General features: G+C 65.9%; 23 protein-coding genes. 7 read left to right on the top strand and 16 right to left on the bottom strand.

The window, feature by feature from the left end; all coding sequences use genetic code 11:
- Window positions 1-947 (bottom strand): MFS transporter (locus tag B6V76_RS00005; RefSeq protein WP_141104855.1); only part of this gene is annotated, 947 nt, incomplete at its 3' end.
- Window positions 948-1278: 331 nt separating this feature from the next.
- Window positions 1279-1707: a helix-turn-helix domain-containing protein gene (locus tag B6V76_RS00010; RefSeq protein ID WP_088724489.1), complete on the bottom strand. Its 429-nt coding sequence runs from the start codon at window positions 1705-1707 to the stop codon at window positions 1279-1281.
- Between the two features lie 109 nt (window positions 1708-1816).
- Between B6V76_RS00010 and B6V76_RS00015 the strand changes: the two genes are divergently transcribed.
- Entirely contained in the window at window positions 1817-4030 is a 2214-nt protein-coding gene (locus tag B6V76_RS00015; RefSeq protein WP_240497772.1) for a heavy metal translocating P-type ATPase, read from the top strand.
- An 8-nt stretch (window positions 4031-4038) separates the two neighbouring features.
- Here B6V76_RS00015 and B6V76_RS00020 read toward each other — a convergent pair whose 3' ends face one another.
- The 8 genes from B6V76_RS00020 to B6V76_RS00055 are packed head-to-tail and all read right to left on the bottom strand — an operon-like array spanning window position 4039 to window position 10835.
- Window positions 4039-4701 (bottom strand): NnrU family protein, encoded by a 663-nt coding sequence (locus tag B6V76_RS00020; protein WP_088726343.1) that lies wholly within the window; start codon window positions 4699-4701, stop codon window positions 4039-4041.
- The gene (locus B6V76_RS00025) at window positions 4698-5897 is read right to left on the bottom strand and encodes an NnrS family protein (RefSeq protein WP_088726344.1); all 1200 of its coding nucleotides are present in this window, start codon (window positions 5895-5897) and stop codon (window positions 4698-4700) included. The genes B6V76_RS00020 and B6V76_RS00025 overlap by 4 nt, the downstream gene beginning before the upstream one ends.
- 12 nt (window positions 5898-5909) lie before the next feature.
- Window positions 5910-6134 (bottom strand): NnrT protein, encoded by a 225-nt coding sequence (locus B6V76_RS00030; RefSeq protein ID WP_075777011.1) that lies wholly within the window; start codon window positions 6132-6134, stop codon window positions 5910-5912.
- Window positions 6131-6304 carry a protein NnrT gene (locus B6V76_RS00035; RefSeq protein WP_075777012.1) on the bottom strand — a complete coding sequence of 58 codons (174 nt, stop codon included), beginning with the start codon at window positions 6302-6304 and terminating at the stop codon, window positions 6131-6133. The genes B6V76_RS00030 and B6V76_RS00035 overlap by 4 nt, the downstream gene beginning before the upstream one ends.
- A gap of 1 nt (window position 6305) precedes the next feature.
- Window positions 6306-8210: a VWA domain-containing protein gene (locus tag B6V76_RS00040; protein ID WP_088726345.1), complete on the bottom strand. Its 1905-nt coding sequence runs from the start codon at window positions 8208-8210 to the stop codon at window positions 6306-6308.
- 10 nt (window positions 8211-8220) lie between these two features.
- Window positions 8221-9018: a CbbQ/NirQ/NorQ/GpvN family protein gene (locus B6V76_RS00045; protein WP_075777014.1), complete on the bottom strand. Its 798-nt coding sequence runs from the start codon at window positions 9016-9018 to the stop codon at window positions 8221-8223.
- A gap of 2 nt (window positions 9019-9020) precedes the next feature.
- On the bottom strand, window positions 9021-10370 hold the full coding sequence (locus B6V76_RS00050; RefSeq protein ID WP_075777015.1) for a cbb3-type cytochrome c oxidase subunit I: 1350 nt from the start codon (window positions 10368-10370) through the stop codon (window positions 9021-9023).
- A gap of 12 nt (window positions 10371-10382) precedes the next feature.
- A complete protein-coding gene (locus B6V76_RS00055) occupies window positions 10383-10835 on the bottom strand; it encodes a cytochrome c (RefSeq protein WP_075777016.1) in 453 nt (150 codons plus the stop codon).
- A gap of 124 nt (window positions 10836-10959) precedes the next feature.
- Here B6V76_RS00055 and B6V76_RS00060 point away from each other — a divergent pair, with 124 nt between their 5' ends.
- Complete coding sequence (locus B6V76_RS00060; RefSeq protein WP_088718360.1) at window positions 10960-11175, top strand: DUF1858 domain-containing protein; 216 nt, start codon at window positions 10960-10962, stop codon at window positions 11173-11175.
- Between the two features lie 16 nt (window positions 11176-11191).
- Here B6V76_RS00060 and B6V76_RS00065 read toward each other — a convergent pair whose 3' ends face one another.
- Window positions 11192-11899, bottom strand: coding sequence for a Crp/Fnr family transcriptional regulator (locus B6V76_RS00065; RefSeq protein ID WP_075777077.1), 708 nt, complete (start codon window positions 11897-11899; stop codon window positions 11192-11194).
- 210 nt (window positions 11900-12109) lie between these two features.
- Between B6V76_RS00065 and B6V76_RS00070 the strand changes: the two genes are divergently transcribed.
- From B6V76_RS00070 to B6V76_RS00080, 3 genes are read left to right on the top strand one after another with little or no spacing between them, the layout of a single operon-like run.
- Entirely contained in the window at window positions 12110-12538 is a 429-nt protein-coding gene (locus tag B6V76_RS00070; RefSeq protein ID WP_088726346.1) for a pseudoazurin, read from the top strand.
- A gap of 59 nt (window positions 12539-12597) precedes the next feature.
- On the top strand, window positions 12598-13821 hold the full coding sequence (nirK, locus tag B6V76_RS00075) for a copper-containing nitrite reductase (protein WP_088726347.1): 1224 nt from the start codon (window positions 12598-12600) through the stop codon (window positions 13819-13821).
- Window positions 13822-13837: 16 nt separating this feature from the next.
- Complete coding sequence (locus B6V76_RS00080; protein ID WP_088726348.1) at window positions 13838-14587, top strand: SUMF1/EgtB/PvdO family nonheme iron enzyme; 750 nt, start codon at window positions 13838-13840, stop codon at window positions 14585-14587.
- Between the two features lie 52 nt (window positions 14588-14639).
- On the opposite strand, the gene B6V76_RS00085 is transcribed toward B6V76_RS00080, so the two are convergent.
- The 3 genes from B6V76_RS00085 to B6V76_RS00095 are packed head-to-tail and all read right to left on the bottom strand — an operon-like array spanning window position 14640 to window position 19021.
- Window positions 14640-16676, bottom strand: coding sequence for an NADH:flavin oxidoreductase (locus B6V76_RS00085; protein ID WP_088726349.1), 2037 nt, complete (start codon window positions 16674-16676; stop codon window positions 14640-14642).
- Window positions 16677-16716: 40 nt separating this feature from the next.
- Window positions 16717-17787 carry a hybrid-cluster NAD(P)-dependent oxidoreductase gene (locus B6V76_RS00090; RefSeq protein ID WP_088718364.1) on the bottom strand — a complete coding sequence of 357 codons (1071 nt, stop codon included), beginning with the start codon at window positions 17785-17787 and terminating at the stop codon, window positions 16717-16719.
- Window positions 17788-17791: 4 nt separating this feature from the next.
- A complete protein-coding gene (locus B6V76_RS00095; protein ID WP_088726350.1) occupies window positions 17792-19021 on the bottom strand; it encodes an aromatic ring-hydroxylating dioxygenase subunit alpha in 1230 nt (409 codons plus the stop codon).
- Window positions 19022-19141: 120 nt separating this feature from the next.
- Here B6V76_RS00095 and B6V76_RS00100 point away from each other — a divergent pair, with 120 nt between their 5' ends.
- Window positions 19142-20098, top strand: coding sequence for a LysR family transcriptional regulator (locus B6V76_RS00100; RefSeq protein WP_240497773.1), 957 nt, complete (start codon window positions 19142-19144; stop codon window positions 20096-20098).
- Here the strand turns inward: B6V76_RS00100 and B6V76_RS00105 are convergent.
- Window positions 20070-20309, bottom strand: coding sequence for a hypothetical protein (locus tag B6V76_RS00105; RefSeq protein ID WP_075777024.1), 240 nt, complete (start codon window positions 20307-20309; stop codon window positions 20070-20072). The genes B6V76_RS00100 and B6V76_RS00105 overlap by 29 nt on opposite strands.
- Window positions 20310-20503: 194 nt before the next feature.
- Here B6V76_RS00105 and B6V76_RS00110 point away from each other — a divergent pair, with 194 nt between their 5' ends.
- Entirely contained in the window at window positions 20504-20962 is a 459-nt protein-coding gene (locus tag B6V76_RS00110) for a hypothetical protein (protein ID WP_088726351.1), read from the top strand.
- Window positions 20963-21123: 161 nt separating this feature from the next.
- On the opposite strand, the gene B6V76_RS00115 is transcribed toward B6V76_RS00110, so the two are convergent.
- Window positions 21124-22518 carry an MATE family efflux transporter gene (locus tag B6V76_RS00115; RefSeq protein ID WP_088726352.1) on the bottom strand — a complete coding sequence of 465 codons (1395 nt, stop codon included), beginning with the start codon at window positions 22516-22518 and terminating at the stop codon, window positions 21124-21126.
- Window positions 22519-22523 lie beyond the last annotated feature (5 nt).

Below are 22523 nucleotides of genomic sequence, written 5' to 3' on the forward strand. Positions count from 1 at the left end.
CCGGTGTTCTTCGAGGGCACGTCGAAGAAGTTCGACAGAACCAGCGCATAGGTGAAGAAGATCGCGTTGTAGAGAAATGCCTGCGAGCTCATCAGGATGAGGCCGAGCAGCGCCCGTTTGCGGTGCGTCGAGAACATCGCCTTGACGATCTTCATCAGAGAGAAGGATTTCTGCGGCCGGATCTTGATCTTGTCGTCGTCCGGAACCTCCGAAAGCTCCTCGCCGGTTTGCTCGCTCGTGCGCTTCTCGATGTCGCTCACGACCTCCTCGGCCTTGTCCAACCGGTCATGCGTGGCGAGCCAGCGCGGGCTCTCCGGCAGATGGCGGCGCATGTAGAGGATGATGCCGCCGAGAACCGCGCCGATACCGAAGCCCAGACGCCAGCCGATATCGATCGGGAGGTAGTCCGGGTTGAGCAGCACGATCGTCGACAGCGCGCCGAGGGCCGCGCCGAGCCAGTAGGAACCGTTCACGCCGAGCGCGACCTGGCCGCGCACCCTCGCCGGGATCATCTCGTCGATCGTGGAGTTGATCGCGGCATATTCGCCGCCGATGCCGAGGCCGGTGATGAACCGGAAGGCGACGAAGCTCCACAGGTTCCACGAAAAGGCGGTCAGCAGCGCACCGACGAGATAGACGGCGAGCGTGATGAAGAAGAACATCCTGCGCCCGAAACGGTCGGTGAGATAGCCGAACAGGAGCGCGCCAAGAACCGCGCCGGTGATGTAGAACGACGCGATCATCCCGATCTGCGAACTCGTGAAGCCTAGGCTTTCGGGTTCCTGAAGAACGCTGGAGACGGCCCCTTTCAGGGTGACTTCGAGGCCGTCGAGAATCCACGTGACGCCGAGCGCGACGATGATCGTCAGGTGAAATCGAGACCACGGCAAGCGGTCCATGCGGGCGGGAATGTCAGTTTGAACCGTTTTGCCGCTCTCGCCAGCCATGTCTGCCTCCTATTCCTATCGATCAAATCAGCTTCAAAACAACAAGATCTGATCCAGAATGTTCCTGCGAGCGTACGCGACCGGTGGCGCAAGCCGGGGCTCCGCTGCGGATATGGGAGGCTGCAGGGCGCCTCTCTCCTCGGGGGCGCGCATTGTGATACGTTTGAAATCGTTGACAAACCGTCGCGGGGCTGAGCGAGCGATCACGCCGCGCTCGTCGGGCTCAAGCTTTTTTCGTCTCGTCGCGGCGGGTCGTCACGCGCGCAGCGTTCGGGCTTTCCGGGCCAGCCTCTTCCCGAAGGCCCATAGATCGAACCGCGGCGCCGCGGCGTCAGCCGATCGTGTCGTGGTCGTCGGCGAGACATTCCGAATGGTCGCGCAGCACCTCGAGCACCCGGCACTCCGAGGTCGGCCCGCCCCGACATTCGCCGATCATCCGTTCCAGTTCGCGCTTGAGCGCCTCGAGCCGCGCGATCCGGGTCTCGACCTCGCGCAATTGCCGCCGCGCGATCGAATCTGCGGCCCCGCAATCGCGCGCAGGGTGGTCCGACAGGTCCAGCAATTCGCGGATCGCTTCGAGCGGGAAGCCCAGCTGGCGCGAGTGCCGGATGAAGGCGAGCCGGTCGAGATCGGAATCGCCGTAGCGCCGCTGGCCGCCCTCGGTCCGCCCGGGCTCGGGCATCAGGCCGATCTGCTCGTAATAGCGGATCGTCTGCACCTTGGTTCCGGTGCGGCGGGCCAATGTTCCGATCGTATGCATGCTGTACCTCCCTTCACGGTTGCGTGAGTGCGGATTTCCCCCTTGAACCTATAGTTGCTGTAGCTCCTATCTTCCCCTCTGTCGAGAAAACCACGCGAGAGGACAGCAGATGACCGAGACAGCAGACCTTCAGGAATGGCGCGTGACGGGCATGGATTGCGGCGCCTGCGCGGCGAAGGTGCGCGGCGCGGTCGAGGCTCTGCCCGGTGTCGACGGGGTCGAGGTGACGCTGATGAACGAGCGTCTGCGGCTACGGCTCGATACGGCGACCACCTCGCGCGAAAGCGTGGAGAAGGCGATCCGCCGCCTCGGCTACGGCGTCTCGGCCAAGGGGGCTGCGCCGGAAAAGCCCAAGGGCGGCTTCGTTCTTCCCGAGGGCGCCCTTCCGGCGGCGGGCGAGACGGATGAGACACCTGCGGTCGAGAGCGCGCCAACGCCGCCCGCCGATCCCGCGTGGTATGCGACCCCGAAGGGGCGCTACCTGATCGCGACCGGGCTTCTGCTGGCCGCGGCCTGGGTGGTGGAGCTGCTGGTCGGCGGCCCGATCGCGCATTGGGTCTTCGTGCTCGTCACCGTGATCGCCGTTGCCCCCGTGGCGCGGCGCGCCGCCCTGATGGCGCGGGCGCGGATGCCCTTCACCATCGAAATGCTGATGAGCATCGCCGCGATCGGCGCGCTCTTCGTCGGTGCTGCCGAGGAAGCCGCGCTCGTCGTCTTCCTGTTCGCGGTGGGCGAGATGCTCGAGGGGCTTGCGGCGTCGCGCGCCCGCGGCTCGATCCGGGCGCTGGCCGATCTTGTGCCGAAGACCGCGCGGCTGGTCACGGGTGAGCGCATCCGCGAAGTTCCGGCCGACAGCCTCGCCATCGGACAGATCGTGCAGGCCCGTCCGGGCGATCGCATCCCGGCGGATGGCACAATCGTCTCCGGCAGTTCGGGCGTCGATGAAAGCCCTGTGACCGGCGAGAGCGTGCCAGTCCTGAAAGAGCCCGGCGATGCTGTCTTCGCGGGCGCGATCAACACCGAAGGCGAGCTGCGCATCCGTGTCGAGAAAGCCGCCGAGGACAACACCATCTCGCGCATCCTGCACCTCGTCGAGGAGGCCGAGAGCGCGCGCGCCCCGGTGGAGCGGTTCATCGACCGGTTCAGCCGCGTCTACATGCCCGCGGTGGTGGGCGTGGCGCTTCTGGCCGCGATCGTGCCGCCGCTGGCTTTCGGCGCGCCCTGGGAGACGTGGATCTATCGCGGCCTCGCGCTCTTGTTGATCGGCTGCCCCTGCGCGCTGGTGATCTCGGTTCCCGCCGCGGTCGCCGCCGGGCTCTCGACCGGGGCGCGCCGCGGGCTGTTGATGAAGGGCGGCGCGGTAATGGAGACGGCGGCCAAAACCAGCCTCGTCGCCTTTGACAAGACCGGTACGCTGACCGAGGGCCGGCCGCAGATCACCGATCTTCTGCCGCTCGACGGGACCGAGGCTGAGCTTCTCGCCACCGCCGCGGCGGTCGAGACCGGCAGCAGTCACCCGCTCGCACAGGCGGTTCTCGCCCGGGCAGAGGCGCGCGGGATCGCGGTGCCGCAGGCCACCGCAGCCACAGCGATCCCGGGCCGTGGTGCGCGCGCCGAGATCGACGGCGCGGTCTGGAATGTCGGGGCGCCGCGGCTGGCGACCGAAACAGGCGTGCTCAGCGCCTCCGACAGCGCCACCGTCCACCGGCTGGAAAGCGCGGGCAAGACCGTCGTCGCCGTCTTCACGCCCGAGCGCCTTCTGGGCCTCATCGCGCTGCGCGACGAGCCGCGCGCCGATGCGGCCGAGGCGGTCTCCACCCTCAAGCGCATGGGGGTCTCCTCGGTCATGCTGACGGGCGACAATCCGGTGACGGCCCGCGCGATTGCCGACGGGTTGGGCATCGAAGCCCGTGCCGGGCTGCTGCCCGAGGACAAGGTGACGGCAGTGCGCGATCTGGCGCGGGATGCGCATGTGATGATGGTGGGCGATGGCATCAACGACGCCCCGGCGCTCGCCACCGCCCATATCGGCATCGCGATGGGATCGGGCACCCATGTCGCGCTCGAGACCGCGGACGGAGCGCTGCTGCGCGACCGGGTCACCGATGTCGTCGAGCAGATCCGTCTGGCGCGCGCGACGATGGCTAACATCCGTCAGAACGTCGCCATCGCGCTCGGGCTGAAGGGGGTGTTTCTGGTGACGACGCTCCTCGGTCTCACCGGTCTCTGGATCGCGGTGATGGCAGATACCGGGGCGACCGTGCTGGTCACGATGAACGCGCTGCGCCTGCTGCGGTTCAAGGCAGAGGCGAATGGCATCTGACGCTGGGCTTAAACTAAGGCCACGCCTGCGAAATATTCATGCAGGTGCAGCAGCGCCATATAGGCCACGAGGCCAAGCGCTGCACGCCCGAGATCGGCCAGCGTAAGCCCCGCGAAGGGGGGCGCCGCTTTCGTCCGGCGCAGCGTCTCCGCCCAGACCTCCGGACCCATCTCCCGGCGGCGTTTGCGGTCGATCAGGCGCATTCCGAGCAGGGCGAAGCCGCCGAGCGCACCGAACAGCAGGACATGCGCCAGATCGCCGTTCGGCAGCAGGTGCAGCCCGGCCCAGCTCGCGAGGCCCAGCAGCATCGGGTGGCGCGTGAGCCGCACGAGGCCGGGACGCTCGGGGGCGAAGCTTTTGCGGCGGCTGCCGCCGAAGGAGAACGGGTTGGCATGGCCAAGCGCGACGGCGAACCACATGCAGACCAGCGCCATCCCGATCTTTGTTGCCTCCATCGCCCAAAGGGTGGTGGGCCAAAGGTAAATCGGGTCCGGCCATGCGGCGGCGCGGATCAGGATCAGCAGCATTGCCGTCGACAGCAGCGAATAGCCCAGCCCGAAGCCTGCGTGTCCGAAGGCAGCCACCAGCCGCGCCCTCACCGTCGGGCGTGTCGGGATCGAATGGGTCGCGAGGAACGCCGCGAACACTCCGCCATAAGCCAGCCACATCATTGCTCCCTCCGTCTGGGTTGCCACAGCACCGGAGCATAGAGGATCGCGAAGCCGAGGAAAGCACCGCACCACGCCACGCCGGAGACCGAATAAAGCGCGCTCAGGGCGAGCCAGCCCGCGAGGAGCCGCGCGATCATCGCGACGAAGAGGGCTGCATAGACCGCGACGGTTCCGGTGCCGGCCTCCAGCGGGCGACCGGTATGGCCGAGCGAGGCACGGCTCATCACCGCCAGCGTCATCCCGCCAAGCGCGCCCGCCGTCCACAGGTGCATCGCGGTCGCGGGGGCGAGGGCGGCGGGAAACAGGATCGCGAACCCAAGCGCCAGCGCGCCGAGCGGCAGGCAGGCATAGGCCAGATGGAGAACGAAAAGGATCGGCGCGCGCAGCGTCAGCCCGCCTTTCCAGCGCCACAGCCGCGCGAGATGCAGCACGGCGGTCGCGAGCAGCAGCGCGGCGGTCAGCCGCGTCTCTGGCGAAATGACCCACGCGAGCAGTGCCGCGCCAGCGACCAGCATCGCGAGCTTGTCGAAGCGTTGCATCGGGGGGGCGGGTCGCGCCGGGTGGTTCTCCTTGACCAGCCAGTTGCGCGTGAAGGAGGGGATGATGCGCCCCCCGATCAGCGCGACCATCATCAGCACCGCGGCAAGACCCAGCCGCATCCCGATGCCGTCGGCGGCATAACCGCCACGCGCGGCTTCGATCAGGAACAGAAGGTCGGCGAGGGTGAAAACGCCGAGCAGCCCCAACACAGGAAGGTTGCGCCAGTTCTTCCCTGCCAGGATCTCACGCAGCACGACGCCGCCAAGCGCCAGCGGGAATGCGAGATCTATGCACGCGACCAGCGCGAAAGGCAGATGCGCCGAGGCCAGCAACCCCAGCCGCCCGAGCGCCCAGAGCGTGACGAGGCCAAGCAGCGGCCAGCCCACGACCGGCAGTCGTCCGGTCCAGTTCGGCACCGCCGTCAGCAGAAAGCCCGCGATCGCCGCGCCGAGATAGCCGAAGAGGAAGGCATGGGCGTGCCAACTGACCGGGTCGAGCCGCGTCGGCAACGCGATCAGCCCGGTGAGTGCCGGCACCCAGAGCGCCATCGCCAGAGCGGCCCAGACGGCGCCGAAGAAGAAGAACGGGCGAAAACCGCCCGACAGCAGCGCCGGGCCTTGCCAGCGGCGCATCTGCTCTGCGGAAGACATGGCCATGATCGGCTCCTTTCAGTTTTCGGCGGCGTCCATCAGCCGTCGGATGTGACATGCGAAGGCGTAGGTCGCAGGCACGGCAACTACCGCGCCCAGCCCCAGCGAGACGACCGGAGTCGCGACCGGCAGCCCGACCCACGACCCGATCAGCGAGGCGAAGAACACGTTGACCGCGAAGGCGCCCCAGCCGAACGGGTAGAGCAGCAGCGCGATCCGGGCAGGGGACCAGCGCGCACTCATCGCCGGGCGACCACCCGCGCCACCACCGCAAGCGCCGCGACGAGCGCGAGCGCCGCCAGCGCGAACCAGAACTCGGCGGTGGCCGATTGCGCCTGCGGGATAGGGCGATCGAAGCTTGCCGCCTGTGCGGTGAGTGGGGCGAGGGCGAGAAGAAGGGTCAGTTTACGCATGTCAGGTCTCCTGTGTGAGCGAGCGGTAAATGTCGGGCAGGGCGCGCAGCAGCCGTTCGGGCCGGGGCAGCAGGGTGAAGCCGCCGCGCCCGAAGATCCGTGCGAACCAGTCCTGCCCGTCCTCGTCGATGATGACGCCGTGCAGGCTCTGGCCCGCGCGGCGGGCCTCGCGCACGGCCATGTGGCTGTCCTCGATGCCGTGCTGGCCCTCGTAATGGTCGAGGTCGTTGGGCTTGCCGTCGGTCAGCACGATCAGCAGCTTGCGGCTCGCGCTTTCCTGCGCGAGCTGTGCCGAGACGTGACGGATCGCGGTCCCGAGGCGCGTGTAATGGCCCGGGCGCAGCGCCGCGATGTTGGCGTGGATCGGCGGGGCCATCTGGGCGTCGAAGCCTTTCACCCGCGTCAGGAACACCCGGTCGCGGCGGAGCGACGAGAAACCCCAGATCGCGAAACGGTCGCCCGCCGCGTCCAGCCCCTCGGCCAGCGCGGACATCGCCTCGCGCGCTATGTCGATCACGCAGCTTTCGCCGATCGCGGCTTCGGTGGAGCGCGAGGTGTCGATCAGGAAGGCCACGGCGAGGTCGCGCTCGACCTTGCGCAGGCTTTGCCAGATCCGGTCGCTGCCCCGCCCGGTCGCGGCGAGATCGGTGCGGCTCGCGATGACGGCGTCGAGGTCCAGCTCGGTCCCGTCGATCTGGCGCGGCCGCAGGATGCGGCGCGGTTGCAGCGCCTCGAACTGACGGCGCACGGCGCGGATATAGCGCGGATCGGCGCGGAAGGTTTGCGCGGCTTCGGGCCGCGCGGGCGCGTCGAGCACCCGGCAGTGGCCCTCCATGTAGGCGCGGCTGCGGTGGTTCCATTCGGGATAGACATGCTCGCCCGCCAGCGCCTCGTGCTCCGCCTCGGCGGGCGAGAGGTCGAGATGCAGCCGCAGCCGCGTCGCGGCCTTGCGATCATGCCGCGTCAGGGAGATCTGGTCCTGATCCTCGGCGGCCTTGGCGGCGTTCTCCTCGTCATCGTCGTCGACCGAGCGATTGACGTTGAGCGCCTCGACCCAGGACAGGATCGACTCGAAGCGGTGGATGATGAAGCTGTCGCGGCGGCGCGCCTGATCGAGATCGCGGCGCTCGCCATGCTTGCGCTGCGTGCTGGCCATCGCGGTCGGGGCAGAGGCGGGGGCATCGGCCTCTTCCGAGGCGGCGCTGCGGCCTGCGGTGTTGGGGGCAAATTGCAGCCAGATCGGCACCGGGGCAAGCGGCATGTAACCACGTGCGCCCTCCGCCGTCTCGGGCAGCGGGGCGGGGGTGCCATCGGCGGAAAGCTGGTCGCAGAGCGCGGCCTCCAGCGCGGCCTCGGCCGCCGGGCGCGACAATCTGCGGCGACGTGCGAGGGTGAGCGCCGCCATCTCGTGGTAGGGCGCGCGCAGCCCGATGCAGCGGCGATAGGCCAGATCGCAGGCTCGTGCATTGGCACGGATCTGCGCGCAATCCATCGCCGGGCCGTCGGTCTCGTCGGGCAGATCGGGCATCGCGTCGCGGCTGAGCGCAGCCAGTGCGGTCAGCCAGAAATAGGCCGCGCGGTTGAGATCAGATCGGGGGAAGACATCCATCACCGGCGGCAGGCGCAGCCGCGCGCCGTCGAAGCGGGCGACGCGCTCGGTCTCGCGCCCGGCGCCAAGGCGACGCCGGACGGGTTGGCGGTGACGGACCGGGGTGGCCGGGGCCTCGACGATTTCGACATCTGCACCGCCGCCAAGCGCGCGCAGCAGCAGCGCGAGCGAGGGGCGCAACGCAGCCAGCTCGACCGCGGCGTCGGGATGGCGATCGTCCCGACCGATATCCTTGGCCAGATCGTGCCAGATTTCGCCTACGGTTTCCTCTGGCTCCATCAGGTCCATCAGTTTCATGGCGTGCTCCTCAGCCGTAGATCGTGGCGATCAGGTCGCGCAGCGCCTGCTGCACGTCCGCCTCGTCGCTGAGCGCCTGGACCACGGCGGTCTCCAGCGCCTCCTCGATCGCGATGCCCGCGCCGATCAGCCGCGCGGCATAGACCAGAAGCCGGGTCGAGACGCCTTCCTCCAGATCCATGCCCGAGAGCTTGCGGATATGCCCAGCGAGGCGCACCAGCGGCACCACCTGCGCCACCGGCAGGCCGGTCTCGGCGGTGATCACGCGGGTTTCCGCATCGGGTTCGGGAAAGTCGAAGGCGATCGAGAGGAACCGCTGCCGGGTCGAGGGTTTGAGCCGCTTGAGTACGCTCTGATAGCCCGGGTTGTAGGAGGCCACGAGCATGAAGCCCTCCGGCGCGTCCAGCTCCTCGCCGGTGCGGTCGATGATCAGGCGACGCCGCGAGTCGGTGAGCGGGTGCAGCACCACGGTGACGTCCTTGCGCGCCTCCACCACCTCGTCGAGATAGCAGATCGCCCCTTCGCGTACCGCCCGGGTGAGCGGCCCGTCGACCCATTCGGTCTCGCCGCCCTTGAGCAGATAGCGCCCGATCAGGTCCGCCGCCGACAGGTCGTCATGGCAGGCGACGGTGTAGACCGGCTTGTTCAGCCGCGCCGCCATATGCTCCACGAAGCGGGTTTTGCCGCAGCCGGTCGGCCCCTTCAGAAGAAGGGGCAAACCGTTGTCATGCGCGCGCTCGAACAGGGCACATTCGCGGCCGGTGGGGTGGTAGTAGGGGATGCGGTCGTTGGTCATGTCGAGGGACATCATCATTCTCCTGCCACGGGGGTTGCGGGACCGGGGGCGATGACTTCACGCCGGCGCACCACGACGAGCGAGTAGATGAACAGAAGCGCCCCCAGCACGACCGCCGCTCCCGCGCCGAAGCGCATCAGGTAGAAGATCGACAGGCTGTCCTGCACATCCATGTAGTAGTCGCCCACGACCCGCTGCATGTGGGTCTGGATCGTGCCTGCGAAGGTCAGAACGAAGGTCATGAAGGCCATGCCGCCGGTCATCAGCCAGAACGCGCCCATGTTGAGGACCTGGTTGTAGGGATCGCGCCCGCGCAGCATCGGCATCGCGTAGGTGAAGACCGCGAGGTTGAGCGCGACATAAGCCCCGTAGAAGGCGAGGTGCCCGTGCGCCGCGGTGATCTGCGTGCCGTGGGAGTAGAAGTTCACCCCGTGCAGCGTGTGCAGGAAGCCCCAGACGCCCGCGCCGAAGAAGGCCACGGTGGACGAGCCCAGCGACCACAGGAGCGCTGCCTTGTTGGGGTGGTTCTTGCGGCCCTTCCAGACCATCACGAAGGCGAAGGACATCATCAGGAAGAACGGGATCACCTCGAAGGTCGAGAAGATCGAGCCCACCCATTGCCAGTAACCCGGCGTGCCGATCCAGTAGAAGTGGTGCCCGGTGCCGAGGATACCGGAGAACAGTGCCGTCGCGACGATGACATAAAGCCATTTCTCGACTACCTCGCGGTCCACGCCCGTCAGCTTGAGCATCAGGAAGCCGAGGATCGCGGCCATCACCAGTTCCCAGGTCGCCTCGACCCAGAGGTGCACGACCATCCACCAGTACATCTTGTCGAGCGACAGGTTGTCGGGGTTGATGAAGGCGAAGATCCACAGCAGCGACAGCAGCCAAAGGCCCATCAGCAGGACGTTGGTGATCGCGGTCTTGCGACCCGCCAGCACCGTCAGCGAGATGTTGATCAGGAAGATCACCGCGGCGACGAGGATGCCGAACTTCACCCAGAGGGGCTGTTCGAGGAACTCGCGCCCGCCATGGATACCGACGAGATAGGAGCCGACTGCGCCCAGCGTTCCGATCATCAGGATCGCGAGTTGCAGATAGGCGAGCTTGACCGAGAAGATCTCGCGCTCGCTTTCCTCGGGCACGAGGAAATAGGCCGCGCCGAAGAAGCCCAGCAGCAGCCAGACGATCAGCGCATTGGTGTGGATCATCCGGATCACGTTGAAGGGCAGGACTTCGGACAGCGTGTTGGGCGAAACGTAGATCCAGCCAGCCAGAAGTCCGCCCAGAACCTGTACGCCGAACAACAGCATCGCGCAGTAGAAATAGGCTTTCGCCACGGATTGGGATTGGTATTTCATCTGTTTGTCTCCTCAGCCCGCATCATTGGGCGGCCAGCCCTGCGTGTCGGTGTGATCGGCCCAGCGGAGGAATTCCGCGAGTGCGCGCATGTCCTCTTCGTTGATGTCGAAATGCGGCATCTGGCGGCGGCCCTCGATGCCGGAAGGCTGCGCCGCGATCCAGGCGTCGAGCGTCTCGTAGGCGCCCTGCGGATCGTCGGCGACGCCCCAGCGGGTCATCACGTTGCCGACCTCGGGCGCGAAATAGGCACCTTCGCCATGCAGGGTGTGGCAGTTGATGCAGGAATTGCGTTCCCAGACGGCCTTGCCGCGCGCGACCTGTTCGGTCAGCGGGGCGGAGGCGGTTGAGTTGTTCACGATGTAGAAGTGGCTCTGCGCGGTCAGTGCGATGAACACCAGCACGAAGAAAATGGATCCTCCGTAAAAGATGTTTCGCGCCCGCGACTTGGTCAGGATTTCAGCCATTGGGGCCTCCCTTGGGGTCAGTCGATGGCCCGAGGGATAGCGGCGTTCGCGACTGGGAAGTTTGCGCCAGCACAACGTTTGATGGGATTGCCGGGATTAGCGTGGTCGGTAGAGAGGTCCCGCCATGTCAAAACCCAGCTGGAAGAACCCGGATGTCACGCTTGACGCGCTGATGCGCGAATGGCCCGCGACGATAGAGGTGTTCATGCGTCACAAGATGCTCTGCGTCGGCTGTCTGGTGAACCCGTTCCACACGATCGACGATGCCTGCACCGAGTATCACCTCGATCTCGATGGGTTCATCGCCGAGCTGGGCGCGGCGATCGAGGCGGCTGCCTAGACGACTATCGGGGCAGCTACCGAGAGGGGGGCAGCTCCCCGCGGCAGATCAGCACCAGACGATGCGCATCGGTCACGGTGATCCGCTTGCGGCGGCTGGCGACCAGCCCCTGTTTTTCCCACGCGCTCATCAGCCGCGAGACCGTGTGCAGCGTCGTTCCGGTCATCTCCGAGAGATCCTGCCGGGTGATCGGGAAATCGATCTCGATTCCGGCCTCGACCTTGCGCCCGGTCTGATTGATCAGTCGTAGGAGCGAATTGGCGACCCGCTGCTCGACCTGTTGGGTGGCCATCTCGACGATGCGGTTGTTCATCTCGCCAAGACGCTGTCCGACGGTCTTGTAGGTCTCTGTCGCGAAGCCGTCATACTGCGCCACGAACTGATCCCAGAGCCGCATCGGCCAGCCCAGCACGATCGCCTCCGAAGCGGTGACCGAAGTGGCGGGGTAGGTGGTACGCCCGATCGCCTGCGCGATCCCGAACAGCTGCCCCGAGGGGATATGCAGCGCGATCACCTGCTCGCCCGTGGGGGTGATCCGCATCACCCGGATATAGCCGTCGAGCAGCATGTAGAACCGTTCGGCCGGGGCGCCTTCCTCGAAGACGGCCACGCCCTCGTCGAAGCGGCGTACGCTGGCGAGATCGAGAATCTCGCGAATTTGCCGTTTCTCCAGTCGGGAGAACGGGGGCATCGGCGTCAGCAGGCTCTCGTCGAGCCGCGGCATGGTCTTGCGGGGGGCAGGCGCGCTCATGCCTTCTCTAAACATACGGCCCCCGCCACGTCCAATACGAAAAGTCACGCGCGCGCGAGCGGCGGGTGAAAAAAATATCGCGATTTCGTGAAAAGCGCCGCGAAATTTGCGCCAGAGCAAAAAACGTCGGCGCGGAGATCGCTAAACCAAGGGCAATCCAAGGATGCAAGGAAAGGACAAGAGATGATCCGCACCCTGATTTCCGCCCTCGCGATGACCGCCCTTCTGGGCGGGGCGGCAAGCGCCGAGACCTATGAAGTCCACATGCTCAACAAGGACGAAAAGGGCGTGATGGTCTTCGAACCGGCCTTCGTGAAGGCCGCCCCCGGCGACACGATCCGCTTCGTTCCCACCGACAAGGGCCATAACGCCGAAACCATCGACGGCATGATCCCGGACGGGGCCGAGGGCTTCGCCGGCAAAGTCAACAAGGACGTCGAGGTCACGCTCGACACCGAAGGGCTCTACGCGGTGCGCTGCAAGCCGCACTACGCAATGGGCATGGTGATGCTGATCTCGGTGGGCGACGCCAAGGCACCCGAAGGGTTCCTCGATGGCCGTGTGCCGAAGAAAGCCAAGGAACGCTTCGAAGCGGAATTGGGCGCGCTGTGAGCGCCCGCGGCAGGAAACGCGCGACAACTTCCTGCTACTTTTAACCATCGGAGGCTAAAATGCCTAAATTTATCAATCCAGCTCTCGTGAAAACCAATCGGCGCAATGTGCCGCGCGGGTCGCTTCTGGCAGGTGCCGCGGCGATGACCGCAGGGGCCGGGATGGCCGGAACCCCGTCCAAGCGCATGGCGCCCCATGTCGCGCCGCGCCCTGCCGCGCCGAAATTCATCCTCGCCGAAGCCGAGGCGCAGGTCGCCGCTCCGAAGGTGGACCTGTCGGGCTATACCCGCGTCCGCCAGGAGCTGGTCGCGCCGCCTTTTGCTCCCGCACACGAACAGGTCGCGACCGGTGGCCCGAAAATCGTCGAGATCCGGATGGAGACCAAGGAGGTTCTGCTGACGGTGGACGAGGATACCGGCGCGAGCATCTGGGCGCTGACCTATAACGGCTCGGTTCCCGGCCCGCTAATCATCGTGCACCAGGACGACTATGTCGAACTGACCCTCGCCAACCCCGCCGACTCGCAGATGGAGCACAATATCGACTTCCACGCCTCCTCGGGCGCGCTGGGCGGCGGTGGCCTGACCCATGTCTATCCCGGCGAGGAAACGGTGCTGCGCTTCAAGGCGACGCGGCCGGGCGTGTTCACCTATCACTGCGCGCCGGGCGGGGCGATGATCCCCTACCACGTCACCCACGGCATGAACGGCACGCTGATGGTGCTGCCGCGTGACGGGCTCAAGGATGCCGAGGGCAACCCGCTGCGCTACGACACGATCGCCTATATCGGCGAGCAGGACTTCTATCTGCCGATGGACGAGAACGGCGATTACAAGACCTACGAGGTCGCCGGCGAGGACTTCTCCGACAGTGTCGAGGCGATGCGCACGCTCACGCCGACCCACTCCGTGTTCAACGGTTCGGTCGGGGCTCTGACGGGCGAGAACGCGTTCAAGGCCAAGGTCGGCGACACGGTTCTGATGATCCACAATCAGGCGAACCGCGACACCCGTCCGCACCTGATCGGCGGTCATGGCGACTATGTCTGGGAGAACGGCAAATTCGCCAATCCCCCGCAGAAGGATCAGGAGACCTGGTTCATCCGCGGCGGCAGCGCGGGGGCGGCGATGTACACCTTCCTGCAGCCGGGCGTCTATGCCTACGTCAACCACAACCTGATCGAGGCGGCCCTGCTGGGCGCGACGGCCCACTTCGTGGTGGACGGTGCCTGGGACAACGCCCTGATGGAGCAGGTGATGCCGCCCCACGTGGTGGAAACCTGATCGAAGGAGACCGGAGATGATCGCCAAGCTCAGTTCGCGCGCACCACGTCTTTCCCTTCGTCAGGTGCTTGCGGCGGGTGCGGCGATCCTCGCCCTCGGGGCCGCGTGGGGTTTCCTGCGCGGCCCCGATCTCGATTACGTGCCTCAGATGGCCGAGCGGGCGGTGACGCTGCCCGACGGCCACGCGCTCTACGTTCAGAAATACGAGGTGACCGTCGCGGAGTGGAACCGTTGCCACGCGGACGGCGCCTGCGAGCTTGCCTTGCGCGCGCCGCACGGCAGTGCGCCGGAGGCCACCCCGGCGACCGGGCTGAGCCATGTCGACGTCGAGCAGTATCTCGGCTGGATCAACCGCAAGGCGCGTCACGAATTTCGGCTGCCGACGATCGCCGAGTGGCAGTTCATGGCCAAGGACGTGCTGCCAGAGAAGGAAGACCCGATCTTCACCGATCCTGACCTGACCTGGGCCTCGACCTACCTGACGAGCGGTCTCGCGCCGCGCAAGCTGTCGCCGCGGGGCAGCTTCTCGACCAGCGCCGAGGGGATCGTCGATCTCGACGGGTCGGTCTGGGAATGGACGCAGGACTGCTATGGCGGGGAGGGCGGCGGCCCGGTCGATCCGAAGCGCTGCGCGGCCTTTTTCGCGGGCGGCGAGCATGTCGCAGCTATCCCGTTTCTGGTGCGAGATCCGGCGCGGGGCGGCTGTGCCGTCGGAAGCCCGCCCGCGCATCTGGGCCTGCGCCTCGTCAGCGAGACCCGGATTTGATGCGCAAGGGTCTGGGTTGTCGGCCCCGCGCCATCGAGCCGTCACGAGCGCATCAGACCGTCCGCACCAGCCGCAGCGCGTCGTAGATTGCGGCGTGAGTGTTGCGCGCCGCGACCGCGTCGCCGATCCGGAAAAGCTGATAGGTGCCGTCTGGGTTCCGCGCGACCCTCTGCGGTTCGCCCGCGATCAGAGCCTCGTAATCGACCTCGCCCTGATTGCTCGAGCCATCGCGCAGATCGAAATAGATATCGTCCAGCGGTCGGGTGCCGTGATTGACGACGACCTGATCGACATGCCGCTCGCGGGTGAAGTCGCCGTAATCGCTGCCGATGGTCGCGACCAGGCCGTTGCCGGCCTTCGCCACGCCCGTCAGCTTCCAGAGCACGGTGAAGGTCACGTCGCGGGCCTGCAATTCGCGCAAGGACGGGGTCAGGGACATCGCCATGACCTCGGAGGAGAAATTGCGGTCGCGCGTCATGACCTCGACCTTGGCACCGCTGGCGGCGAGGGTTTCGGCGGCCTGCAGGGCGGCGTAGTCGCCAGCGTCGTCATAGATCAGCACGTTGCTGCCGGGGCGGGCGTCACCCGACAGGATATCCCAAGACGAGAGGACAAGATCATCGCCTGCGGCCAGCACCTCGGTATGCGGCAGCCCGCCGGTCGCGATCACGACGACATCGGGCTGTTCTGCGCGGATGGTGTCCGCGTCGGCATAGCTGTTGAAGCGGAAACTCACGCCAAGACGCGCGCATTCCGCGAAACGCCACTGGATCAGCTGGATCATCTCGTGGCGGCGCTTGGATTGCGCCGTGAGGCGTACTTGTCCGCCGGGATCGTTGGCGGCCTCGTGCACGATGACCTCATGGCCGCGTTCGGCGGCCACGCGCGCGGCCTCCAGTCCGGCCGGACCGGCGCCGACGATGACCACCCGGCGCGACGCGTCGGCCTTGGTAATCTCATGCGGCATTTCCAGTTCGCGCCCGGTCGATGGGTTGTGCAGGCACAGCGCCATGCCGCCCTGATAGATCCGGTCGAGGCAGTAATTCGCGCCCACGCAGGGCCGGATACGCTCTTCCTCGCCGCGCATGATCTTGGCGACGATATGGGGGTCGGCCATGTGGGCGCGGGTCATGCCGACCATGTCGAGCTTGCCCTCCGCGATGGCGTGCCGCGCGGTGGCGACATCCTGAATCTTGGCGGCGTGGAAGGTCGGGAACTGGGTGGCGGCGCGGATCTCTCCGGCGAAGTCGAGATGCGGCGCGCTGCGCATGCCCTGCACCGGGATCACGTCGGTCAGACCCGCTTCGGTGTCGATATGGCCCTTCACCACGTTGAGGAAATCGACCATGCCGCTGTCTTTCAGCCGCCGCGAGATTTCCAACCCTTCTTCGCGGGTGATGCCGCCGGGCAGATCCTCGTCGCCGGTGTAGCGCACGCCGACGATGAACTCGTCGCCCACCCGCGCGCGGATCGCCTTGAGCGTGTCGAAGGTAAAGCGCAGCCGGTTCTCCAGGCTGCCGCCGTAAGGCCCGTCCAGTTCGTTCGTCAGAGGCGACCAGAACTGATCCATCAGGTGGCCATAGGCTTGCAGCTCGATCCCGTCGAGCCCTGCCGCTTTCATGCGTTCGGCGGCGTCGGCATAGTCCTCGATGATGCGCGAGATGTCCCAATCCTCGGCCTTCTTCGGAAAGGCCTTGTGCGAGGCTTCGCGTTCGTGGCTGGGCGAGACGACCGGAAGCCAGTCTGCCTTGTCCCAGCGGGTGCGGCGTCCGAGATGGGTCAGCTGGATCATCACGGCGCAGTCGTGCTCGTGGCAGGCATCCGTCAGCTCTTTCATCCAGCCGACGACCTCGTCTTTCCAGGCGAGGATGTTGTTGAAGACCGGCGGGCTGTCGCGGGCGACGGAGGCAGAGCCCGCCGTCATCGTGAGCGCCACGCCCGCGCGGGCCCGCTCGACGTGATAGGCACGGTAACGCTCCTTCGGCATCCCGTCCTCGGGATAGGCGGGCTCGTGGCTCGTGATCATCAGGCGGTTCTTCAGCGTCAGATGCTTGAGCTGATAGGGTTGCAGAAGCGGATCACTGGACATGGGCGGACTCCTTGAGGTCGGGTCTTGAGGGCAGGGGGCGTCAGGCGTCGATCGAGACATCCCCGATCGGGTTCGAGCAGCAGGCGAGGACGTAGCCGTCTTCGATCTCGTCATCGGTGATGCCGCCATTGTGGACCATGTGGACCTGACCGCCCTTGGTCTTGATCTTGCAGGTGCCGCAGACCCCGAAAGTGCAGCCGGACGGCAGCGGCACGCCCGCAGCTTTCGCGGCGGCGAGCAGGGTTTCGGTCTCCTTGATCTTCGCGGTCTTGCCGGATTTGGCGAAGGTGACCTCGACGGCGGCATCCTCGTCGGGGGTCACGTCGTCTTCGGGCTCGACGGGGCGGTCGGCGACCGGCGCGTTGAAGCTCTCCTGATGGTAGTGGTCCATGTCGAAACCCAACCCGGTCAGCGCCTCGCGCACCGCGCGCATGAAGGGCTCGGGGCCGCAGCAGAACACTTCGCGCTCGAGGTAATCGGGGGCTGCGAGGCCAAGGATGAGCTGGTTCAGCTGCCCCTTGATCCCGGTCCAGGGCGCGTAGGGATCCTGCTCTTCAACCACCCATGTCAGTGCGATGCCGGGCAGGCGCGAGGCCATATGCTCCAGCCGCTCGCGGAAGATGATCTCGGACGGACGACGCGCGCAGTTGATGAAGACGATGTCCGGGTCGCTGCCCGCATCATAGAGCTGCGTCGTCATCGACATCATCGGGGTGATGCCGGAGCCTGCCGAGATGAACAGGTATTTCGACGCCGGATGCACGACGTTCGAGAACATCCCCGCAGGCCCCAACGCCTTGATCCGCATGCCGGGGCGCAGATTGTCGAGCATCCAGCGCGTGCCGAGCGAGGTCGGCTGTGCCTTGACCGTGACTGTCAGGGAGGTGGGCCGCGACGGCGAGGAGGAGATCGTGAAGGTCCGGTGCAGCGGGCCGCCCGCCACCGGCAATTCCAGCGTCACGAACTGCCCGGCATTGAAGTGGAACAGCGCGCCCGAGGGCGGACGAAAGGTGAAGCTCGCCGTATTCGGGGCCTCGGGCAGGAAGTTGACGCATTCCAGCGGTTCGTCGTCGGTCCAGAACTGAAGGAGCGGTTGAGCATTTGCTGCCATGAGCCTACTCCGCTGCGAGGCTGCGCGGGGCAATCGCGCGGGTCATGGTGGCGGCATACCAGTCGACGAACTGGATCACGCCCGATTCCCATTCCGGGCTGTAGGGGCCCGGCGTATAGGCCGGCGAATTGATGCCGCGCTGGTTGTCCTCGACGATCTCGCGATCCTGATCGTTGGTGGCGATCCAGACTTCGGTCAGCCGTTGCAGATCGTAATCGACCCCCTCGACCGCATCGCGATCCACGATCCAGCATGTGGTGACCTCGGTCTGCGTGGGGCTGATCGGCATCACCCGGAAGGTCAGCGAAATGTCGGGCAGGAAATGGTTCCAGGTCGACGGGTAGTGGAATTTCAAAAGCGAGCCGGCATCGGGCAGGGCGACGCGGCCGAGGGGGCGGCGCACCGCCGCCCGGCCGTCCATTGTGTAGCTGACGGCGTTGTCCTGCAGCGGCATCCGCGCGAGGCGGTATTGGCCGTCGCTGCCCAGACGGAACTGCGCCGGGGCGCCGGATGCCTCACAGCGGTCGAAATGCCCCTGCAGCCGGCTCGAGATCGAGCCATCGGGGGAAACGCCCGCGACTTCCGGGTCGAGCGGGAAGGAGTTGCACAGCTCGGGGTGGTTGCTCGAGCAGTGATAACACTCGCGGTTGTTCTCCCAGACCAGCTTCCAGTTGCCTTCCTCGATGATTGAAGACGTGAAGGCGACCTTGCCCCGGTGCAGGTCGTGGACCTCCAGATAGGGGTGGGCCATCGCGGCGAAGGCCTCGAAATCGGGGGCGTCATCGGCAAGGCAGATATAGATCAGGCCGCAGAGGTCGCGGGTCTGAACCGGGCGCAGCCTGTGCGCTGCCGGGTCGAAATCCGGCCCCATGTCGCGCGCCCAGAGCAGGCTGCCATCGAGATCGTAGGTCCACTGGTGATAGGGGCAGACCAGCTTGGCCACGCGGCCCGTGGAGGCCTTGCACAGGATCGAGCCACGGTGACGACAGGTGTTGTGAAAGCCCCGGATCTCGCCGTCGCTGCCCTTGACCAGAACGACGTCATAGGCCCCGATCTTCAGGCGCGCATAGTCGCCGGTCTTGACCAGCTGGCAGGCGGGAATGGCGAAGAGCCACTGGCGATAGAAGATATGCTCGAGATCCGCCTCGAATATGCCCGGGTCGGTATAGAAGGCCCGGTCGAGCGAATATCCGGGTTTGCGATGTGCGAGCAGATCGGCAAGAGGAGGTGTCACGGGCGCGGCCTTTCCTATCCAAGCGTGATTTCACCTCATTTCAAATTTGCTTTTTTGTGCCTCTCAACGTCATAAATATTCATCCGGGGTGAGTTGAACTCACCCAAGACATATTTCGACATGGAATGGTTCGAAACCGACATCATGCAGCGCCCCTATGATCTTCCCTCGCTTAGCTCACTGAATTGTTTCGAGGCGGCTGCCCGAAAATTAAGCTTCAAGGCGGCGGCTTCAGAGCTGAACGTGACCCCGACGGCCGTCAGCCATCAGATTCGGGCGCTCGAGACGGAGCTTGGCCAGCAGCTTTTCCGCCGCCAGCATCGCGGCGTCGAACTGACCGAAGCCGGGGCCTATCTGTTCAACGCGGTGCAGCGCAGCTTCGAAGCCATTTCCGACGTGGTACGCGACATGCGCGGGCCCGTCGCGGAAGACGACGTGATGGTGCTGGCCTCGACCGCGGTGAGTTCGCTTTGGCTCACCCCGAGATTGACGGAATTCTGGCTGACCCACCCGGAAATTAACGTCTCGCAGATCGTGAGCGACGCGGTGGATTTGGAAGCGACCGTCGATCTGAGCCTGCATTACGGCGTGTTCCCCGAAGGGGACGAAAGCTGCACGCAGCTCTTTCAGGACCGTATCTGCGCGGTCGGCTCGGAGGCTTTTGCCGCGCGTTACGGCATCGCCTCCGCGCATGACCTGCACCGTGTCCCGCTGATCCACATCACCCGCGAGCGCCATCGCTGGACCGAATGGCCCGACTGGCTGTCCGAGCTTGGGTGCCCGCAGCCGACCGGCAAACGGATCACCGTCAACAATTACATGATCGGGTTGCAGATGGCGAAGGAAGGCATCGGCGCCTTGCTGGGCTGGGACGGCCTCGTGGGTCACCTGATCGAGGCCGGAGAGCTCGTCACGCTCGGGGCGGAAAGCGTCGTGTCACCGCAGTGCTTCTACATCAAGGTTCACCGGCGTGCCTCCGCAAAGGCGAAGAAATTCCGCGACTGGCTCGTCGCGCAGAGCGTCACGACGGACAGCGCCCGAGCGCGCATCACCGCGATGTCGGGCGATCAGGGTTGACGTCAATGACGCCGAAACTGCTGGAATCGCCTTGCTTGCCGGCCTCTCCGATATAGCCTTCGGCCCCGAGGCCGCGTCGGAGCAGTTCGCGAATGGCGGCAGCACGGCTCGGCATCCGCTGGGAAAAACGCCAGTCATCCAGTGCTTTGATTTCGTCGTCCGAAACCATGATCTGGAGTCTGGTCAGGCGCTTGCCGCGGTCGTTCGCCATGAAACCCTCCGGACCGACTAAACTTACTCAACTTAAATCAGCTTACCCAAGGTTAGTATCTTCGAGAAGTTTGTCAATTGAGGGCAGGGAGGTCGCGAACTGCTCGCAGTCAAAGTTGTCAAGTGGCCGAGGGTGTTAAGTTTATGTAATTGAAATGAATACCGAAAACGTCAGATTCATGCTAGACTTCACACATGGAACAGAAGAACGCAGAGACATATCAAGGCGATCTGGTTCGTTCTCGCCCTGTTGTGCTTTTTACGAGTGAAACAGTCCTCGCGCTCGACCTCGAGCAGGTGCTGGAGGAGGCCGGATTCCGCGTCGCGCATCGCGCCACGTGCGATGTGAGTGAGCTGAAGGCGTATGGCCCGGGCGGGATTCTGGCGGCGGTGATTGACGTCACGCTGCACGAAGCCGCCGCTGCCCAAGCGCTTCCCTGGCTGAAACGGCACGGGATTCCCGCGGTCATCGTCGGCAGCGGTGCGGAGGTCGTCAATTTCGAACGATCCAAGTTCCCGAACATCGTCGCGGAATTCGAAAAGCCGGTGATCGCCGACGAATTGGTCCGGCAGTTCCGGCGTTATCTCGAGACCGCGCCGCCCGACCTGAGGCCCGCGTCTTCCAGCGCCGTCTGGCACCGGTCCGACGGCTGATAACGCGATCTCGTCGCCGACTGGTGGGCCGAGAAGGCGAACCGGCCGATCGCATTTGGAAAGGTCGGGTCACATACAGACACGCGCCCCGGTTGGGGGCGCGCGTCCGTTCGCAGCCGCGTCATCCGGCCTCGGCCGACGCGATCTCGGGAGCGGCGATGTCAGGCCGCTTTCTCGGCAGACGGGGCCGCCGAGAGGGAGGCGATAGGACGGACCCGCCTGATCAGAAGCAGCGCGAGGCCAAGCAGAACTGCATCCGCAATCGGAAAGGCGAACCACAGGCCCTCGATACCGGCCAGCGCATTCATGAGGACCAGCAGGGCCGGCACCAACAACCAGGGCTTCACCAGTGTCAGCACCGCCGTCCGCAGCGGATGGCCCATCGCCTGAAAGTGCATGGCGAGAACGAGGATCGGCCCGGTAAAGACGTAGAGCGCCGTCATCGGTCGCAGGATCGCGGCGACTGCAGCCGTGACCTGCGGATCTTCCGAAAACATCGCACCAAGCGGTTCACCCGCGACGAGACACGTCAGCGCCACACCGGCACACCAGAGAGACACGACAGCAATTGCAAGGCGCAGGGCCGCACCGGCGCGCGCGATGCGGCCTGCGCCGACATTGTTTCCGGTAATGCTCTGCGTCGTCAGCGCGATCGCCATCTGCGGCAGGAAGGCCAGCCCGAGGATGCGCGTCACCACACCATAGGCCGCGACATAGCTCGCGTGATCCGCGGAGGTGGTGCCGATCAGAAGAAGAACGGTGCTGCTCACCAGCGCCATCCCGATGAAGGTCAGCGACAGCGGCAGGCCGAGCGCGAGAATCCGCCCCCATCCCGACAGCCAACTGGCCTGCACGAGCGCCCCGAGCGGCAGCAAATCCCGATCGCGCGCCCGCACGATCAGCACCAGCGCCAGCCCGAGTATCTGCGCGCTCACGGTGCCGAGGGCAGAGCCCGCGACGCCCAGCCCGAGGAGCACGATTGCGACATAGTTCGCCGCGATGTTCAGCAGGTTCACCAGCACCGAGAGCAGCGCGATCAGCCCCGCGCGTCCTTCGTTGCGAAGGGCATCGGCGTGCAGCCCCAAGGTGAGCTGGACCGGCGCGCCGAGGATCAGGATCAGCAGGTAGCTGCGCGTTTCCGCCGCGACCGCTTCGTTCCCGGCGGCGAGGGCGGAGACGACGGACGGGCCGAGAGTCAGCGCTGCGGCGATCAACCCCGCGCTGATCGCGAGCGCCAGGCCGTGCGCGCGGGCGAACACGGCGCCCGCCTTGCTTCGATCGCCGGCTCCGAGATGGCGGGCGAGCAGGCTCGACATGCCGCCGCCGCCCAGGGCGGTCAGCGCGGTGAGCAACATGACGACCGGAAAGCCCAGGCTGACGGCGGCCAAGGCTTCAGCGCCGATGAAACGACCGACGAAGATGCCGTCGATCACGTTCAACAGCCCCCCGGTGGACATGACAACCGCCATGGGGAGCGCATTCGAGAGGAACAATCGCCCAACGGGGCGGGTCAGGAAGCGGTTTTCAACAGTGTTCGAAGCGGGTCCAACAGACATCGCTC

It is taken from the genome of Thioclava sp. IC9 (genome assembly GCF_002213225.1).
GTDB lineage: Bacteria > Pseudomonadota > Alphaproteobacteria > Rhodobacterales > Rhodobacteraceae > Thioclava > Thioclava nitratireducens.